We start from the raw sequence: 17,630 nt of genomic DNA, 5'->3' as shown, positions 1-17,630 counted from the left end.
GATAGCGATGGCGTTAAACCGTGATTCAAGCGGCGCTCGTTGGCGGATACGACCGGATGGTCCGGCCAAGGTTACGGGCGCGTTAACGTACTTGACGGATATGAGCTTGCCCGGCATGCTGCACGGTCGCGTGCTGCGAAGTCCTCATCCGTTCGCTCGCATTCATTCAATTAATACCACGAAGGCTCAAGCATTAGAAGGTGTCTGTGCGGTATTGACCTGGCGGGACGTGCCGGGATTGAACGGATACGGCATCGCCGTTCAGGATCAGCCCGTGCTCTGCCGTGATTACGTGCGTTATGTCGGGGATGCGGTCGCGACGGTTGCCGCGGATACGCCGGAACTAGCCGAATACGCATTATCGCTCATTGACGTGGAGTATGAAGTGCTCCCACTCATTGATGATCCGGAAGCCGCGCTGGCCGATGACGCGCCGAAACTGCATCCGCATGGCAACGTCTTGCATCGGGCTGGTTACGAGCGAGGCGATGTCGCTGAAGGATTCGAGCAATGCGTGCATGTCGTAGAAGAAACCTATGTAACGCCAAGGCAAATGCACGCTTACATGGAGACGGAGGGCGGATTGTTCGTCCCCGAAGCTGACGGCAGGCTGACGGTATACGCCCCTACGCAGCACGGCCTGATGGACCGGCTGCAGCTTTCCCGCATACTCGATAAGCCTCAGGCGGACATCCGAATCGTATCGAGCCCGATTGGCGGTTCGTTCGGGGGCAAAGACGAATTGAACGTTCAACCGTACGGCGCGCTGCTCGCCTTGCATACAGGGCGTCCGGTCAAAATCCACAACTCCCGCGCGGAATCGGTTCGCGCCGGCTTGAAGCGGCATCCGATGAAGATCAGGATGAGAACCGGCATCGACGCATCCGGCTGCATCTTGGCGCACGACGTGCATATAATCGCCGATACAGGCCCTTACGCGACGCTTGGAGCTGAAGTGCTGAATTTCGCGGTCGAGCACGTCATCGGCCCCTATCGATACGAACATGTGCACGTATCCAGCGTGTCGGTTCACACTAACAACGGCATGTCCGGCGAATTCCGGGGATTCGGCGGCAATCAAGCGATTTTCGCGTTGGAAGGACAGATGGATCGGCTCGCCCGGCTTGCCGATATTGACCCGTGGGAATTCCGGCGACGGAATATGAGACGCGCAGACGATCCGGGGCCGTTCGGGCATCCCATCGCGCTGACGAACGGCGCGGAGCAAGTTTGGCGGACGCTCGGACAATCAGCGTTGTTCGCAAGACGCGGGCTGTGCGCGGATGCGGCTTGCGATCCAACATCTCCGCCCTGGATTCGCAAAGGAATTGGAGCGGCGTTCGTCATGCATGGCGCCGGACTCGGCTTCGGCATCCCTGATCCGGCAGGCGGTCGGCTTCGGCTAGCGCAGGACGGGAAGATCGAAGCGCTGTTCGGCTACGAGGAGTTCGGCCAAGGGTTGATCGCTACCTTGGAGCTGATGTTAATTGAAGAGTTCGGCTTCGCGCCGGATGACTTCCGCATTGTCATCGGGGACACCGACCGGGTGCCGGACAGCGGCTCGACGACGGCATCCCGCGCGACCAGCATGATGTGGCAGTCGCTGCGGCGGATGCGCGAACCATTCCGTGCCGCGCTTCTAAGAGAGGCGGCCGCCCAGTTGGGTCGGCCCGCGGAGGAACTTACACTTGGCGAAGGCGGCGTGCTGGAGATGGGGGGCGCGATGCGTCTGGTCCTCGCATACAAGGATCTTGCTATCGGGACGAACGAAGAAATAGCGGTCGAGACGAATTTTATTTTTCCGGCATCGGATACGAAGCGAGTAGGCGCGCATTTGCTTTACACGTACGCGGCGGTCGCCGTTGAAGTCGAGGTGAATACGCTGACCGGCCGCGTTCAGGTCACGGACCAAAGCCATGCGATTGCGGCCGGACCGGTCATGAATCCGCAAGGTTATCTCGGGCAAATCGAAGGGGGCAGCAGCATGGCGCTCGGCTATACGCTTACGGAAGAAGCGCTCATGGAGCAAGGACACTATATGACGAAAAACTTCGATACTTATTTAATTCCGACGATATCGGATTCCCGCGGCGGATTCGAAGTCTTCCCAATCGAAGACCTGCCCGAGGGCGACCCCCATGGGCCAAGGGGCGTAGGGGAAATCGGTTCAGTTGGACTCGCGCCGGCAATTGCGGAAGCCATATTCCAAGCCGTCGGTAAGCGGGTCACGAAACTCCCGATCGATCCTTCGGAGCTGCTGCAGTCCGCCGTTGCTATAGGGAAGGAGGTGAGCGGCTAATGCTCGAACAATCGTTGAACGACAGCGGGAGACGGACGCTGCAATGCTCGCTGAACGGTTTGTCCCTCACACTTGACGTACAGCTGAGTAAACGGCTTCTTCATATTTTGCGCGACGATCTAGGCTTAACCGGCACCAAACGTTCTTGCGAGATCGGACGATGCGGCGCCTGCATGGTTCTCGTGGACGGCAAGCCGGTCAATTCCTGTTTGACCATGGCTTATCAATGCGAAGGCAAATCGATCACGACGATCGAAGGAATCTCCGGCAGCGGATTGGACCCGATACAGCAAGCATTTCTGATGGAAGGCGGCTATCAATGCGGGTATTGCACGCCGGGCATGGTCGTCTCGGTCAAGGCGCTTCTTCAAGAGAACGAGAATCCGAGCGACGAAGAAATCGAGGAAGCGTTGTCCGGAAATCTATGCAGATGTACCGGCTACGGGGGCATCAAGAGAGCAGTCAAAACGGCGATCGCGATGTTGAAAAGTGAATGATTAATAACATTAATAAAATATTAATAAACTCTCATGAACCGCATCTCGAAGCATTCCCGTGCTAATATGTTGCTCGTTGAGGCAAACAAGCATCATGCATAGGGGGAATACACGATGATGATCAAACGTGCATTGGTCATGTTGATGGCCTGCTTTATATTTACGGCATCGGCAGGAATCTCGGCGGAACGAGTTCATGCGGCAGCACCGGCTACGCTCAAATTGGGCAGCACGAGCGTCGACGTGCCGGATTTGCAATTCCGTCTGCAGCTGCTCGGTTACTATACCACGACGATCGGAACGAAATTCAATCTGTCGACGCAAGTAGCGGTTCGCCACTTTCAACGGGCTTACGGTCTGCCGGTTAATGGCATAGCCGGTCCCGCAACGTGGACGAAGCTGAAGAAGCTCACGGTCAGCAAGCCGGAACTGGCGAAGATGGCGCGTGTAATCTACGGCGAGGCGAGAGGCGAGTCCTATACCGGACAAGTGGCGGTAGGCGCGGTTATTATGAACCGTCTGCAATCGCCGCTATTCCCGAATACGATCACGGGTATTATCATGGAGCCTTATGCGTTTACGGCGGTGGCTGACGGACAATACTGGCTGCTTCCGAATCAGACTGCCTTTACGGCAGCGCGTGCAGCGGTGAAGGGCAACGACCCGACGAGAGGCGCATTGTTCTACTACAATCCGGTGACCGCGACATCGACCTGGATGAACTCGAGAACAGTGACGACGAAGATCGGGAATCACTTATTCACCTTGTGATTAACGGCATTAAACAAAATAATTAATGATATTAAAAATCCGCAGAGATGCGGATTTTTTTTCGTTTCTGCTTGTCCACCTGCGCAACATTGCGGCCGTCCGAAGCGTTCAAGTAGTAGATTGCGATTTGGCGCATTTTCCCAATCAAGCGCATCTATCTCGGTTAAAGGAGCGATGGACGTGAAAAGATGGCTAATCGGTTTTATGGCCGCCGCAATGATCGTATCCGGCGGTACCGCCGTTTCGGCTGAGGGCGGATCATCCGCGAAGAAAGGCAGCTCGGAATATGCGGCGTTCTGTCGAGATATTCTGGCTTCACTTCAGGAGAAGTTGAATAAGGCAGATGATGATCGTACCAAATGGCAAATTCGGTATTACATCGATTACTTCAAGAAAGAGTGCAGCGCTAACGACAGTTCTTCGACCTCCGACGCGGCGAAAGTTGCCAAAGACAAGGAAGCGCTTCGCATCGGCTACCGGGAAGGCGACTCCGCCGGGAACGTAACCGGACCGCTCTCGCTGCCAAGCCGTGGCGCGAATGGTTCGAAGATCACTTGGCGATCCTCCGATAGGTCCGCTATTTCCGACAACGGTCAGAAGGTAACGCGTCATGCCAAAACGGACAAAAAAGTTATAGTGATGGCCACGCTCCAGCTCGGCCGCGCGAAGGAAACGAAGACATTCGAGCTAACGGTGAAGCGACAGGGCTTAACGTCTTCGCAGAAGGTGGCGTTGGACGCGGCATCGCTAGCCATTTCGTTCAACGGCGATGACCGCGCGGACTATGTGACGCAACCGCTTAAGCGCCTGCCGGTTAAGGGAAGCAACGGGAGCGACATCAAATGGTATTCGAGCGCGCCGCAACTCGTCTCGGAGGATGGCGTCAGCGTCAATCGACCGCCATATGGATCCGGGGATGCGATCGTCAGGCTGACCGCCGTTGTCCGCAATGGCAGCGCCGCGCAGGTGAAATCTTTCTCGCTGACCGTCAAACAGCAGCACACGACAGACGCCGACCGCGTAAGGCTCGACAAGAACAAACTATCGATCGATTTCGGTGGCAATGACAATGCGGACAGCGTGACGAGGCCGCTCGACAATCTGCCGTCGACCGGAGAGAACGGTTCGAAGATCGTCTGGTCGTCCAGCGCGCCTAGCGTGTTGTCCAACGACGGCAAAACATTAAAGCTGCCGAGCGGGACTTCGTCCATTAAGGTGTATTTGACCGCCATTCTTACCGTCGGAGGCTACTCGGACGTCAGAGTATTCGAATTGACTGTCAAATCCTCATTGTCGGACGCCGAGCGGGTAACGGCCGATATGAATGCGCTATTCGTGCAATTCGGATCAGGCGATAACACCGCAAGCGTGACCAAAGCGATCGGCCTGCCGGACAAAGGCACGAACGGTAGCGCCGTGACTTGGCGTTCCAGCAACCCAAGTATCATCTCGGACAATGGCAAAAGCGTAGTGCGTCCCGCGAACGACACGCTCGTCTACATGCTCGCGACGGTCAAGTACAACGACGTTTCGGACGTCAAGGTGTTCTCTTTGGTGGTAAAGGCGCGCTCGTAATCCGAACGTTTCGTGCGATTTGACCGTTTGACAATACGAAAGCCGGGAAACCCTAATAGGGACCCGGCTTTCGCGATGTTCGGTTATGTAGCGGGGATCGGCAGCTCGTTCATGACGAAATCGTATAAATGCTGTTCTTTGCGCGGCGTTAGCGCTCCGCTGTTATCGAACACGAGGATCGAGGAAGCGGGAAGCTCCCAATTGATTTGGGGCACGAAATCCACCCGTTTCGCAAAATCGTCCCAATGATCGAGCTTCCATTGATCGCGTTCGGTTTGGCGGTCGACGATGCGAAGCTTCTGGAGTTCCATATTTTCAAGTGTGACGACGATCACTTTGACGTCGATCTGCGACTTTTTGAGCTTGGCGGCTGTCAGGACGTCCTCGATCCATTGCTTGTTCTTGAGCTCGGCGGTGAAAGGGGATATCATAAACACGTTCTGGCCAGCGGCCAAATTTTCGATACATACGTCCTTGGCTGTGTCGTACTCCAAATCGCGCAGGTGCTGCTTATAGAAATCGGAGTCGCGATCCTTCGGGTCCAGACCATTCATCTCCAGCATTCGTTCGACGAATCGCCCGCCGATCGTGTCTCTGTCCAGAAAAGCCGCGGGGATTTGCTTGCTCAACACGCGCGCGAGCGTCGTTTTGCCCGTACCCGCGACGCCTACGAAGAAAATCAGTTTCTGCAATCTGTATGCCTCCATGCTGTTAAATTTCTTAATTATATTAACAGAATCGCATACATGCATCCAGGCATGAATTTAGAGAGCGTTTTCATTCAATCCCGCGTCCGGCGCGGAACGTCGAATAGACGGATCGTCGGCGATCGAAATTATGCAGAGTAAATAAGCACAATCTATCTGTTTTCGAGATGAATTGCATCTAAGGTTACTATTTGTAAAACCGCTTGCTTTTCTTTACGATGATGATGAGCAATATTGTAAAGAAACATTGAAGGTTATGGGCAATTCGAAGAAAAGCGGTTTACCAAGTCAATGGTTGAGCAAAGTAATAGCAGGCTAATTTTAATGAAGAACTAATGTTGTGTACGCTACACAATGCGGAGGTTAACAGGCATGACGGTCAATTCATCGAATCGCCAGTCGCCCTGGCAGTTGTATTACGGCCCGAACATGGGCTACATTCAGGAACAATATGAGAAATACACGCAAGATCCGTCCTCGGTAGACGCTGCTTACCAAGAGATGTTTCAGCAGTGGGGACCCCCTCCGGTTGCGGAGGCGCAGCTTGGAACGACTGGGACCGCGCCTGCGGCGACGGGAGCACCGGACCCGGCATATTATAAGAAGCTCGTCGATGCTGGCAAGCTGGTCGTTAATATTCGCACGCATGGTCATCTGGCCGCGAACATTTATCCGCTTGGAACGGACACGCCGCCGGATACGCGACTGCTGGAGCCCGAAACGTATAACTTAACCAAAGAAGACTTGGCGGCTTTCCCCGCAGCTCTGATTTGGGAAGATGCACCGGAGTCGATCAAGAACGGATGGGAAGCGATTCAAGAATTGAAGCGCGTATACACCCAGTCCTTCGGATTCGAGTTCGGCCATATCCATGCGGAAGATGAACGCAATTGGCTGACGCGTCAAGCGGAGACGGGTATGGCGGCCAAGCCGCTTACGTCCAAGGAACGCACGGATTTGTTGAAGCGTCTGATGGAAGTGGAGAATTTCGAATCATTCCTGCACCGTTCGTTCGCCGGCAAGAAGTGGTTCTCGCTGGAAGGGAACGACGCGCTCGTGCCGATGCTCGACGAGATCGTGCGCGAAGTCGCGCATGACGGCGCGAAGAACATCATGATGGGGATGGCTCACCGCGGCCGTCTGAACGTGCTTGCGCACGTGCTTGGCAAGCCATACAGCAAGATCTTCACGGAGTTCTTGCACGCGCCGCATAAAGAACCGTCGGAAGGCTCGGCTGGCATTAACTTCGGCTGGACGGACGACGTGAAATATCACCTTGGCGCGCATCGTTCGGTGAAAGCCGGCGAGACGGTCGAGACACGCATTACACTAGCGAACAACCCAAGTCACTTGGAGTACGTGAATCCGGTTGTCCAAGGCTTCGCGCGCGCCGCTCAAGACGACCGCACCGCGGCCGGTTATCCGAAGACCGAGTTCGGCGCAGCGGCATGCGTCATTATGCACGGCGACGCGGCATTCGCTGGGGAAGGCATCGTCGCGGAATCCTTGAACTTCAAGAAGCTGATCGGTTACGAGAACGGCGGGACGTTCCACATTATCGTCAACAACCGGATCGGGTTCACGACGCACAGCAGCGATTCCCGCTCGACGTACTATGCAAGTGATCTGGCCAAAGGTTTCAACATTCCGATTGTTCACGTCAATGCAGACGATCCTGAAGCTTGTCTCGCGGTTGTTCGCATGGCATGCGAATACCGTCATAAGTTCAAGAAAGATTTCCTGATTGACTTGATCGGTTACCGCCGCAACGGCCACAACGAGACGGACGATCCGGACGTTACTTCGCCGCTCGTGTACCAGAAGCAGCGCAACCATCCAACAGCGGGAACGCAATATGCGGAAGCGCTCAAGAAGCGTGGCCTCGTGACGGAGGAGCAAGTCGCGAAGATGAAAGAAGAGATCGTCGCGAAGCTTCAGGAAGCGCTCGAAGAGGCGAAACGCCCGCAAGAGGCAGGCGCCAAATCGCTGCCGGCTGCCGTATCCGATGCGCCGCCTCGCCGCCGCTCGGCGAACACGGCGACCGCCGTGCCGCTGGCGAACCTGAAGGCGATCAACGATGAGATGCTTAAGTGGCCGGAAGGATTCAACGTCTACGGCAAACTTGACCGGATCCTTAAGCGCCGTGCAACCATGCTGGACGAAGGCGGTAAGGTCGACTGGGGGCATGCGGAAGCGCTCGCGTTCGCGACGATCCTTGCCGACGGCAAACCAATCCGTATCTCCGGACAAGATTCCGAGCGCGGCACGTTCGCGCACCGCAACTTGGTCATGCACGATACGGTTACGGGCGAGAAGTTCTGTCCGCTGCACACGCTGCCGCAAGCAAAGGCATCCTTCGCTGTCTATAACAGTCCGTTGTCTGAGGAGTCGGTTCTTGGCTTCGAATACGGCTACAACGTATATTCGCCAGAGACGCTCACGATCTGGGAAGCGCAATTCGGCGATTTCGTGAATGCGGCGCAAGTCGTAATCGACCAATTCATTTCGTCTGGCCGAGACAAATGGTCGGAGTTCTCGAGTCTTGTAATGCTGCTGCCGCACGGTTACGAAGGACAAGGGCCTGAGCATTCCAGCGCACGTCTGGAGCGTTTCCTGCAGCAAGCTGCGAACGAGAACTGGACGATCGCGAACTTGTCGTCTTCCGCGCAATATTTCCACTTGCTGCGCCGCCAAGCCATGCTGTCCGAGACGGTCGAGGCGAAGCCGCTGATCATGATGTCGCCGAAGAGCTTGCTGCGTAATCCTAAAGTGGCATCCGCGCCATCCGCGTTCAGCGAAGGGTCGTTCCAGCCTGTGTTGGAGCAGCCAGGGCTAGGCGGCAAGCCGGAAGCGGTCGAGAGACTGATTTTCTGCTCGGGCAAAATCGCGATCGATCTGGACACGGCAATCGACGCGAACAAGGAAGATTTGAGCTGGCTTCACATCGCACGTATCGAGCAGCTGTATCCGTTCCCGAAAGTCGAGATCGAGCGCCTGATCGCCCGGTTCCCGAACTTGAAGGAGATCGTGTGGGTACAGGAAGAGCCGCAGAACATGGGCGCATGGAACTTCGTAGAACCGCGCCTGGTCGCACGTGCGCCGAAAGAGGTGCCGGTACGTTACGTTGGCCGTCAGAAACGTTCGAGCCCGGCGACCGGTTTTACGGAAGTGCACACGCAAGAGCAGCAGCGGATCATTGCTGGCGCATTCGACCGCAGTTCGCTGGCAAGCAAAGGGAAGTCTCGCGAGCCGCAAAGCGCTCGTTAATCATATCCATCGCCCAAGCGGCGAGAGTTCGCTCGAACAAGAGCAGCAGCTACGGTTTTTTCGCATGAATTGAAGGAGGATTTCGGGATGAGCGAAGTTATAGTGCCTCAGATGGGCGAATCGATTACGGAAGGTACAATTGCGAAGTGGGTCGTGAAAGTAGGCGACCAAGTCAACCAAGGCGACGTGCTGGTTGAACTCGAGACGGATAAAGTCAATTTGGAGATCAGCGCCGAGCAAAGCGGCGTCTTGGCTGAGATTATCAGTCAAGAAGGCGATACGGTAGCGGTAGGCTCCGTCATCGGACGTATTGGCGCAGCGGCAGCTGGAGGCGCACCTGCGCCTGCAGCTCAAGCGGCACCTGCAGCTGCTGAACCGGCACCTGCAGCAGTAGCGGTAGCGACACCAGCACCAGCGGCGGCACAGCCAGCGGCTCCATCGTACGATGCCGCATCGGTTGCTGCTACACCTGCAGCCCGCAAGCTGGCTCGCGAACGCGGCATCGATCTTGGCCAAGTTGCAGCAGCAGATCCGATCGGACGCATTGCGAAGAGCGACGTTAATGGGCATACAGAGCGCAAAGTAGAAGCTGCGCCAGCGCCTGCAGCTGTCGCGGCTCCAGCAGCCGCACCTGCAGCGATCCCGGGCAAGCCGGTCGAGCGCCGTCCAATGTCCCGCCGCCGCCAAACGATCGCGAATCGTTTGGTTGAAGCGCAGCGTACAGCAGCCATGCTGACGACGTTCAATGAAGTCGACATGACGGCAATTCTGGACGTTCGCAAACGCCGTAAGGACGCGTTCAAAGACAAGCATGACGTCAACCTGGGCTTCATGTCCTTCTTCACGAAGGCTGTGGTTGGCGCGCTGAAGGCTTATCCGCTGCTCAATGCGGAGATCCAGGGTTCGGATATTCTCGTGAAGCAGTTCTACGATATCGGCATCGCGGTATCGGCAAAAGAAGGCCTTGTCGTTCCGGTCGTACGCGATGCGGACCGTCTGAGCTTCGCTGGCATTGAGAAAGAAATTCTCGATCTGGCAGGCAAAGCACGTACGAACAAGCTCGACCTGTCCGACCTGCAAGGCGGAACGTTCACGATCACGAACGGTGGCGTATTCGGTTCCTTGCTCTCGACGCCAATCTTGAACGCACCGCAAGTCGGCATCCTCGGCATGCACAAAATCCAGCTCCGTCCGGTAGCAATCGACGCGGAACGGATGGAGAATCGTCCGATGATGTACATCGCACTGTCGTATGATCACCGGATCGTCGATGGCGCGGAAGCGGTTCGTTTCCTCGTGACGGTGAAGGAATTGCTTGAAGATCCAGAATCCCTTCTCTTGGAAGGTTAATAACTCTGCTTAGACAAGAAGCCCTCGGTAATGCAGCCTGCTGCTTACCGAGGGCTTCTGTGCGTGTGAATTGGAAGGATAAGAACGAGCATCCTATTGTTGGCGAAAACAGCGTGAGTTGACAGGTGACACTTTTGCCAAGGGGGTATCTTTTACGGGGGGCGACGGTTACAATAGAACAGTTGAAAAGCTATTGCGAGGTGCATGAAGGTGACAGAAGAACAAGATAAGCCCAAGTTAGTCCCGACGAAAATTTATAAGTGCAAGGATGCCGAGTGTAAAGCGTGGGTACGCGAAGAATTAGCCACGGCGGAGCCGACCTGTCCAATTTGCAAAGGGCCGATGCATCGGAGCATTCGCCACTTGCCCGCACTCCAGAACAAAATCAAAAAGAAAAAGCCGGTTAAGAAGGACTTATTCTAGCACAGCTCAAAGGAAAAAGTTTCTTGGCACCGCATTTTGATTCATGTATAGTAAGATTAAGTTAGAATTATAGTGTATTACATATTGTAAGTACTCGACGATTGGGTTGAACGCTCGGTAGAGCGGGCAGCATTCGTCGGATCGAAAATTGGTTTGCACATGCAATCGCATGGGCAGCATTTTTCGGAGAAACGATTGGGTTGAACGCTCGGCAGAGCGGGCAGCAATCACCCATCCATTCATGAACTAAAGGAGGTATGTCCCATGTGGAAAGAAATTACGACGCTTGAGGAATGGAATGGCTTGCTGGAACAGTCGGAAGGCAAGCAGCAGCTGATTTTGAAGCACAGCACACGTTGTCCGGTCAGCTCTAGCGCGCTGGAGGAGTTCGAGGATTACTTGAAAGATACGCCAAATGCGAATACGGACTACTACCTCGTCAAAGTTATCGAGTCCAGACCGGTATCGAATCAAATCGCGGAAGATTTGAACGTCACGCATGCTTCGCCGCAAATTATCCTGTTCAAGGACAAGAAGAATGCGTGGAATAGCTCGCACTGGTCGGTGACGAAGAAACATATCGCGGCCGTGTTGGACTAACGGATTGACCAAATAAAGCCCTCCTGATGCGTCATCAGGAGGGTTTTTGTCATGCTTGCGTATAGCGAACTTAACTCGTCGAACTCCGGAAGGGCGCCGGGCTCAGGCCGCCAATCCCCAAACCATATAAGCTGCAATGCCCCACATCATAAGGGCGGACAGCTTGTTCAGCACGAGCAAGAATGTACCACGATTGTCGAGTTTACCTACGAGACGTCCCGCGAACGCAAGCGATGCGAACCATACGGCAGACACCAGCATGCAGACTGCCGCGAACACGATTTTGTCCGCACCTGTATATTGCAGGGAATTCGTGCCGATCACGCCAACTGTATCGAGAATAGCGTGCGGATTGAGCAGCGAGACGGATAAGGCATAGACGATTTGCTGACGAATCGGCAGCTGCTGGCGATGGCGCTCGGCAAGCTGCGGGCTGGCTCGCCACATGCTAACCCCCATGAAGGTCAAGAAGGCGGCCCCGGCGATAAGCAGACTAATGCGAACCCAATTATGGACGAGGATAATAAGCGAGACGCCGGTTACGGCTAACGCGATCAACAGCACGTCGCAGAAGGCGGCGGTGGCGACGACAGGAAGGACGCGTCGGTAACGAGGACTTGAAGCGCCCTGATTGAAGATGAACACATTTTGAACCCCAAGCGGCAGAATGAGGCTGAACGAAAGAACAAGCGCATGGAAGATAACGGTCAACACGAAGAAGCCCCCTAAACATGATGAAGCTCATTGTAAGGGATTCGTGTTCATCTGTCTCCAACCAAATGGATGGCGCATGAACCAACCAAATCGTATAATGAACGAAATCGACTTTTGGAGGCTTGGCTATATTGGACCGTATGGACTGGCGGCCGGACCGTTCTTCCCGGGAACCGCTGCACCGGCAAATTGAGCATTATCTCAAACAAAAGATAATAAGCGGGGAATGGGCGCCCGGTATGCGTATTCCCCCTCAGCGTCAGCTGGCCGGCCTGTTCGGCGTGAATCGCAGCACCATCGTGACGGCAGTGGAGGAGCTCATCGCGCAAGGGCTGCTCGAAGGCAACGCGGGCGGAGGGACGCGGGTCGTCAGCACGGTATGGGATCTCTTGGCATCCAAGCCCATGTTGAATTGGCATAACTATATTGCGGCAGGCACGCAGCAGCCGAATTCGCAAATCGTTCAAATGATCAATCAGGCGGAATTCCGACCGGGCATCATTCGTCTTGGGACAGGCGAATTGTCGCCTGAATTGCTCCCTGCCAAGCGCATGCAAGACGTCCTCGCGGCACTCTCGATACGTGCCTTGACGCTCGGCTACGAGGAAGCGAAGGGCAGCCCGCGACTGCGCGAGGCAATATCAGAACGGATGGCGCGCATCGGCATTGAAGCCGCCCCATCTTCCATCCTGGTTGTATCCGGCGCACTGCAGGCGCTGCAATTGATATCGATCGGTCTGCTGGAACCCGGGTCGTCGATCCTCGTAGAGTCGCCGTCGTATTTGAATTCACTACATCTGTTCCAAACCGCCGGCGTGCGATTGAACGGACTGCCGATGGATAGCGAGGGAATCGTGCTGAAGGACTTGGCTCGGCACAGGCAGAACGCCCGCGATTCGATTATGTACACGATTCCGTCCTACCATAACCCGACAGGCATCGTCATGTCGGAAGCCCGGCGCAGCGAGCTGGTTACGCTTAGCGAACGGGAGAGACTCCCGGTCATCGAAGACGATGTGTATCGCGATTTGTGGCTGGACGAGCCACCGCCGCTGCCGCTCAAGGCGAGAGACGCAGCGGGGAACGTGCTCTATATCGGCAGCTTCTCCAAGTCCGTCAGCCCCGGGCTTAGGATCGGCTGGATAATCGGACCCCATTCGGTCGTGGATCGGCTAGCGGACATCAAAATGCAAACCGATTACGGCTCCAGCTCGTTCTCGCAAGCGATTGCGGCAGAATGGTTCGCGAGCACCCGGTACGACGATCATCTAGCAGAACTTAGAGCGGCGTTGCATGAGCGGCGAGCTTGCATGCTGGAATTGCTGGATCGGTATTTGACCGGAATCGCCGAGTGGACGAAGCCGAGCGGAGGCTTCTATGTCTGGGTTCGTCTGCATCCGCAAGTCTCGGTCGCGCGCTTGTTCGAGGAAGCGCTGCAATCCGGCATCTTGCTTAATCCAGGCAGCATCTACGATCGGTCGATGGGCTCGTATCTTCGGATGTCTTATGCCTATGCGACGTTCCCTGAACTCGCGGAAGGAATAGAACGGTTGGCTGGATTGATTCGAACCCAATTACAAGCGTAGGACCGACAACAATGGACACCGCTGGCCGCAATAAGCACCTCTCCAGCACACTGCTTTATATTGCTCCGATTACTTCGTCATACAGTTCGGCATGTGCATGTTGCGAGCATGATTTACTTTCGAATCGTAACCCTCGTCCCGACCGGCGCTAACGCCGACAAGGCCAGCACGTCGTCGTTATACATCCGAATACAGCCATGGGAGACCAAATGTCCGATCGAATCGGGATCATTCGTCCCGTGAATGCCGTAATGCGGCTTTGATAGTCCCATCCAGAGCACGCCGAATGGTCCGCCTGGATCTTCCTGCTTGTTGACGATCGTATACTCGCCCGTAGGCGTCCCCGTGAGCATACGCCCGATTCCGATAGGGAAGCCGCGGATGACTTTGTTCTCCTCCAGTAAATACAGCATGCGGTCCGATAAATCGACGATAATGCGATTGGCCATGGTCGCTCCCCTCCTCGTGACAGCATATGCGCATTCGGGCGTAATGGCCAGGTACAAACGCCAATGGCCGTTATCCGCTCATATTTCAGGAGAAGGCTGGCATAATAAACGGGAAATGGATACGTAGGAGGCTGCGGGGACTGCGATGACGACGACACAGGTGCAACACCTTTTAGCGGACAAAATCAAGCTGCTGCCCAAGGATGGCAAAGCGATCTACCTGGTAGGACCGATCAACCTGCCGATCAATCTCGAAGGCGAGACGCTCCAGTTCAAATGGTACTGCTGGCTCGTGTGCGAGAACACATCCGGCGGAGCGGAAACGATCATCAAGAAGCTCTCTTCGGCGAATTTGGCGGAAATGCAGCAATCGAGCGTACTGGTCTACGGGGATTTCGCTCATGCGGACGAGGCGTTGATTCGTATGCACAGTATTTGTCATACGGGAGACATCTTCGGCAGCAAACGTTGCGATTGCGGCTATCAGCTCCATCAGGCGCTTGGCATGATCGCCAAACATGGTGCCGGCGCGCTTTTTTACTTGGCGAATCATGAGGGCAGAGGGATCGGTCTGTTCAGCAAGGCGATGGCCTACATCCTCCAAGAGAACGGTTTTGATACGGTCGAAGCGAATTTGAATCTCGGTTTCGTGGACGATGCCCGCAGCTATGGCGATGCCATCCATGTACTCCGGCATCTGCGCGATAAGCCGGTCAAGCTCATCACGAACAATCCCCGCAAGATCGAGGCGCTGCGTGAGGCTGGCATGGCGGTGGAGGATCGTGTACCGCTCTGGGGCGATGTGTCGGAATACAATGAGAAATATTTGCAGACGAAAATAAAACGTTCGGGCCATCTGGAAGAAAGTTGCTGCAACGATTAATCGGGGTAATCACATAGAGAGCGATACAGCTGGAGGCGATAACCGATGGAAACGACGGATACAAGAGATTCGAAGGACGCAAGAGGACTGCCGGATTTTCCAAAGTCGTTCTGGAAAGAGACGTCGAGGACGCCGGCGCAGCCGATGCTGGGCAACAATTTGACGGTGGACGTCGCTATCGTGGGAGGCGGCATTGCCGGTATTCTGAGCGCGTACCGGCTGTCCAAGGCGGGGGTGAAAGTCGCGCTGCTCGAAGCCGATATGCTGCTAGGCGGCACGACGGCGCACACGACGGCGAAACTGACGGCGCAGCATGATTTGATCTACGACAAGCTGATCCGTAACCATGACGAGACGAGCGCGAAGCAATATTACGAGGCGAATAACGAAGCGATTACCTATGTGAAGTCACTCATTCGCGAACATCAGATCGAATGCGGCTTCTCCGAACAAGATGCTTATATCTATGCCCAATCCGTCGACACCATCAAGAAGTTGGAGAAGGAAGCGGACGCATACGCGAAACTCGGCATTCCGGGAGGCTTCACGGACAGCATGCCGTTAAATGTGCCTCATCACGGCGCGGTCGTGATGAAAGGCCAGGCCCAGTTTCACCCGCTTCAATTCGTGTCTGCGCTCGTGCCGGCTATATTGGAAGCAGGCGGCTTGATCTTCGAGCGGACTACCGTGCAGACGATTGAGGAGGAAGGGCCGCGTCCGACCGTCATCACGGAGCGGGGGCTTCGCGTTATGGCCGAGCACGTGCTCGTTTGCTCGCATTTCCCATTCTACGACAAGCACGGTCTCTATTTTGCGCGGCTGCATGCAGAACGCTCTTATGTGCTGGGCGTACGGACGGGCGAGACTTATCCAGGCGGCATGTACTTGAGCGCCGACGAACCAAAGCGCTCTATCCGCTTGGCCGAAAGCGCGGACGGCGGCAAGCTGCTGCTCGTCGGCGGCGAAGGGCACAAGACCGGACAAGGCGTGTGCACGATCGATTATTATGAATCGCTGCGAACATTCGCGCTCGAACATTTTCAAGTGGAGGATATCCCGTATCGCTGGTCGGCGCAGGATCTGGTTACGCTCGATGACATCCCGTACGTCGGGAAGTTGACGGAGGAACGCCCGCGCATCTTGCTGGCGACGGGATTCGCCAAGTGGGGCATGACGAATGCCGTGAACGCGTCGGCGATTCTTGCGGATGCCGTCCTAGAACGGGATAACGCCTACGCCGAGCTGTTCAGTCCGCAGCGCTTCCACGCGGTGCCGGACATCAAGAACGCAATCGTGCAGAACGCCGACGTCTTCAAGCATTTGGTCGCAGGGAAAGTCGAGTTGATCCGGCAATCGCCGGACGACATCGGCCACGACGAAGGCGGCGTTGTCACGATTGCCGGCAAGCGAGCTGGAGCTTATCGGGACGATACGGGCAAGCTGTATCTCGTGGATACGACGTGCACCCACATGGGCTGCGAAGTGGAGTGGAACGAAGGGGAACGCAGCTGGGATTGTCCATGCCACGGTTCGCGATTCGCCTATGACGGCGAAGTGCTGGAAGGGCCGGCGAAGAAGCCGCTGCAGCGTATCATGAAATCCTGAGAACGAAGTCCGTGCCTTATCCGAAGGGAGCACGGGCTTTTTTTTTGCGCATGACGAAAGCTCATTACCCCAATCGTCCTCAAACTTGCTCTAGGCGCCGATTTATTTTACGATGGATGATGACAGGTTGTTGATAGATAAGGAGGCGATCGCGATGAACGACCAATCCGCCATCCGCGAGCAGTTGATGGCATCCTATTATTTCCGTCATGCGACGAAAGCGTTCGATCCAGACCGTCGGATACCGGCAGAGGATTTCGAAGTCATTCTCGAAGCGGGGCGTTTGTCACCAAGTTCCGTCGGATACGAGCCTTGGAAATTCGTCGTCATTCAGAACGAAGCGCTCCGGGAGAAGCTGCGGGAAGCGTCGTGGGGGGCGCAGAAGCAGCTGCCGACGGCCAGCCATTTCGTCGCAATCTTGGCCAGACGCGATGTTCGTTACGATTCCGACTATGTTGATTATATATGCCGGACGGTGAAGGCGATGCCCGAGCATATTTTGGCCAAGGTGCCCGAAACGTACAAGGCGTTCCAGGAAGAGGATTTTCATCTGCTGGACAACGATCGCACGCTCTTCGATTGGTCCTGCAAGCAATGTTATATCGCATTAGCCAATATGATGTCGTCCGCGGCGATGCTCGGCATCGATTCATGTCCGATCGAAGGCTTCAACTTCGATCGTGTCCATGCCATCTTAGAGCATGAAGGGCTGTTCGAAGACGGCAAGCTCGATATCGCCGTCATGGTCGCGTTCGGCTACCGCGCTGCGGATCCGAAACGGCCGAAGACAAGAAGACCGGCAAGCGAAGTCGTGCAATGGTTGGAATAGAAGCGAGGAAGGCTCTAAACTGGTACCCATACACTGGACACTTCAAAAAAAGTGTTTAGTGTATGGGTACCTTTT

The 17,630-nt window shown here is 55.4% G+C and carries 15 protein-coding genes; 12 read left to right on the top strand and 3 right to left on the bottom strand.

Annotated elements, in window-relative coordinates; all coding sequences use genetic code 11:
* Positions 1-7: 7 nt before the first annotated feature.
* From pucD to ACFFSY_RS23950, 4 genes are all read left to right on the top strand, one after another.
* The gene (gene pucD, locus ACFFSY_RS23965) at positions 8-2,299 is read left to right on the top strand and encodes a xanthine dehydrogenase subunit D (RefSeq protein WP_377498863.1); all 2,292 of its coding nucleotides are present in this window, start codon (positions 8-10) and stop codon (positions 2,297-2,299) included.
* Positions 2,299-2,796, top strand: coding sequence for a (2Fe-2S)-binding protein (locus tag ACFFSY_RS23960; protein ID WP_377498861.1), 498 nt, complete (start codon positions 2,299-2,301; stop codon positions 2,794-2,796). Before pucD ends, ACFFSY_RS23960 begins: the two co-directional genes overlap by 1 nt.
* 117 nt (positions 2,797-2,913) lie before the next feature.
* On the top strand, positions 2,914-3,567 hold the full coding sequence (locus tag ACFFSY_RS23955) for a cell wall hydrolase (protein ID WP_377499266.1): 654 nt from the start codon (positions 2,914-2,916) through the stop codon (positions 3,565-3,567).
* A 180-nt stretch (positions 3,568-3,747) separates the two neighbouring features.
* Entirely contained in the window at positions 3,748-5,142 is a 1,395-nt protein-coding gene (locus ACFFSY_RS23950; RefSeq protein ID WP_377498859.1) for an immunoglobulin-like domain-containing protein, read from the top strand.
* Between the two features lie 83 nt (positions 5,143-5,225).
* Here the strand turns inward: ACFFSY_RS23950 and ACFFSY_RS23945 are convergent, their stop codons facing one another.
* Positions 5,226-5,834 carry a P-loop nucleotide/nucleoside kinase family protein gene (locus ACFFSY_RS23945; RefSeq protein WP_377498857.1) on the bottom strand — a complete coding sequence of 203 codons (609 nt, stop codon included), beginning with the start codon at positions 5,832-5,834 and terminating at the stop codon, positions 5,226-5,228.
* A 387-nt stretch (positions 5,835-6,221) separates the two neighbouring features.
* On the opposite strand from ACFFSY_RS23945, the gene ACFFSY_RS23940 reads away from it, so the two are divergent.
* From ACFFSY_RS23940 to ytxJ, 4 genes are all read left to right on the top strand, one after another.
* Positions 6,222-9,116 (top strand): 2-oxoglutarate dehydrogenase E1 component, encoded by a 2,895-nt coding sequence (locus tag ACFFSY_RS23940; protein WP_377498855.1) that lies wholly within the window; start codon positions 6,222-6,224, stop codon positions 9,114-9,116.
* A gap of 87 nt (positions 9,117-9,203) precedes the next feature.
* Positions 9,204-10,466, top strand: coding sequence for a 2-oxoglutarate dehydrogenase complex dihydrolipoyllysine-residue succinyltransferase (gene odhB, locus ACFFSY_RS23935; RefSeq protein ID WP_377498853.1), 1,263 nt, complete (start codon positions 9,204-9,206; stop codon positions 10,464-10,466).
* 204 nt (positions 10,467-10,670) lie between these two features.
* The gene (locus tag ACFFSY_RS23930; protein ID WP_377498851.1) at positions 10,671-10,889 is read left to right on the top strand and encodes a cold-inducible protein YdjO-related protein; all 219 of its coding nucleotides are present in this window, start codon (positions 10,671-10,673) and stop codon (positions 10,887-10,889) included.
* A 264-nt stretch (positions 10,890-11,153) separates the two neighbouring features.
* Complete coding sequence (gene ytxJ, locus ACFFSY_RS23925; protein ID WP_377498849.1) at positions 11,154-11,489, top strand: bacillithiol system redox-active protein YtxJ; 336 nt, start codon at positions 11,154-11,156, stop codon at positions 11,487-11,489.
* 102 nt (positions 11,490-11,591) lie between these two features.
* Here the strand turns inward: ytxJ and ACFFSY_RS23920 are convergent, their stop codons facing one another.
* Entirely contained in the window at positions 11,592-12,203 is a 612-nt protein-coding gene (locus ACFFSY_RS23920; protein WP_377498847.1) for a LysE/ArgO family amino acid transporter, read from the bottom strand.
* A gap of 140 nt (positions 12,204-12,343) precedes the next feature.
* On the opposite strand from ACFFSY_RS23920, the gene ACFFSY_RS23915 reads away from it, so the two are divergent.
* On the top strand, positions 12,344-13,789 hold the full coding sequence (locus tag ACFFSY_RS23915) for an aminotransferase-like domain-containing protein (protein ID WP_377499264.1): 1,446 nt from the start codon (positions 12,344-12,346) through the stop codon (positions 13,787-13,789).
* A gap of 113 nt (positions 13,790-13,902) precedes the next feature.
* Here ACFFSY_RS23915 and ACFFSY_RS23910 read toward each other — a convergent pair whose 3' ends face one another.
* Positions 13,903-14,238: a L,D-transpeptidase gene (locus tag ACFFSY_RS23910; protein WP_377498845.1), complete on the bottom strand. Its 336-nt coding sequence runs from the start codon at positions 14,236-14,238 to the stop codon at positions 13,903-13,905.
* Positions 14,239-14,383: 145 nt separating this feature from the next.
* Between ACFFSY_RS23910 and ACFFSY_RS23905 the strand changes: the two genes are divergently transcribed.
* The 3 genes from ACFFSY_RS23905 to ACFFSY_RS23895 all read left to right on the top strand — a co-directional run bounded on the left by ACFFSY_RS23905 (position 14,384) and on the right by ACFFSY_RS23895 (position 17,555).
* On the top strand, positions 14,384-15,121 hold the full coding sequence (locus tag ACFFSY_RS23905) for a GTP cyclohydrolase II (protein ID WP_377498843.1): 738 nt from the start codon (positions 14,384-14,386) through the stop codon (positions 15,119-15,121).
* Between the two features lie 45 nt (positions 15,122-15,166).
* Positions 15,167-16,726: an FAD-dependent oxidoreductase gene (locus ACFFSY_RS23900; protein WP_377498841.1), complete on the top strand. Its 1,560-nt coding sequence runs from the start codon at positions 15,167-15,169 to the stop codon at positions 16,724-16,726.
* A 154-nt stretch (positions 16,727-16,880) separates the two neighbouring features.
* Positions 16,881-17,555, top strand: a complete 675-nt coding sequence (locus ACFFSY_RS23895; protein ID WP_377498839.1) for an NAD(P)H-dependent oxidoreductase — start codon at positions 16,881-16,883, stop codon at positions 17,553-17,555.
* Positions 17,556-17,630 lie beyond the last annotated feature (75 nt).

Origin of the sequence: Paenibacillus aurantiacus (assembly GCF_042431225.1) — a bacterium.
GTDB classification, from domain to species: Bacteria; Bacillota; Bacilli; order Paenibacillales; family Paenibacillaceae; genus Paenibacillus_Z; species Paenibacillus_Z aurantiacus.
The sequence above is the reverse complement of the archived record's forward strand: the minus strand, read 5'-3'. Positions and strand labels throughout refer to the sequence as shown.

Coding starts and splice junctions, on each gene's coding strand:
- pucD (WP_377498863.1), top strand. CDS start 8: ATGGCGTTAAACCGTGATTCAAGCGGCGCTCGTTGGCGGATACGACCG.
- ACFFSY_RS23960 (WP_377498861.1), top strand. CDS start 2,299: ATGCTCGAACAATCGTTGAACGACAGCGGGAGACGGACGCTGCAATGC.
- ACFFSY_RS23955 (WP_377499266.1), top strand. CDS start 2,914: ATGATCAAACGTGCATTGGTCATGTTGATGGCCTGCTTTATATTTACG.
- ACFFSY_RS23940 (WP_377498855.1), top strand. CDS start 6,222: ATGACGGTCAATTCATCGAATCGCCAGTCGCCCTGGCAGTTGTATTAC.
- odhB (WP_377498853.1), top strand. CDS start 9,204: ATGAGCGAAGTTATAGTGCCTCAGATGGGCGAATCGATTACGGAAGGT.
- ACFFSY_RS23930 (WP_377498851.1), top strand. CDS start 10,671: ATGAAGGTGACAGAAGAACAAGATAAGCCCAAGTTAGTCCCGACGAAA.
- ytxJ (WP_377498849.1), top strand. CDS start 11,154: ATGTGGAAAGAAATTACGACGCTTGAGGAATGGAATGGCTTGCTGGAA.
- ACFFSY_RS23915 (WP_377499264.1), top strand. CDS start 12,344: ATGGACTGGCGGCCGGACCGTTCTTCCCGGGAACCGCTGCACCGGCAA.
- ACFFSY_RS23910 (WP_377498845.1), bottom strand. CDS start 14,238: ATGGCCAATCGCATTATCGTCGATTTATCGGACCGCATGCTGTATTTA.
- ACFFSY_RS23905 (WP_377498843.1), top strand. CDS start 14,384: ATGACGACGACACAGGTGCAACACCTTTTAGCGGACAAAATCAAGCTG.
- ACFFSY_RS23900 (WP_377498841.1), top strand. CDS start 15,167: ATGGAAACGACGGATACAAGAGATTCGAAGGACGCAAGAGGACTGCCG.
- ACFFSY_RS23895 (WP_377498839.1), top strand. CDS start 16,881: ATGAACGACCAATCCGCCATCCGCGAGCAGTTGATGGCATCCTATTAT.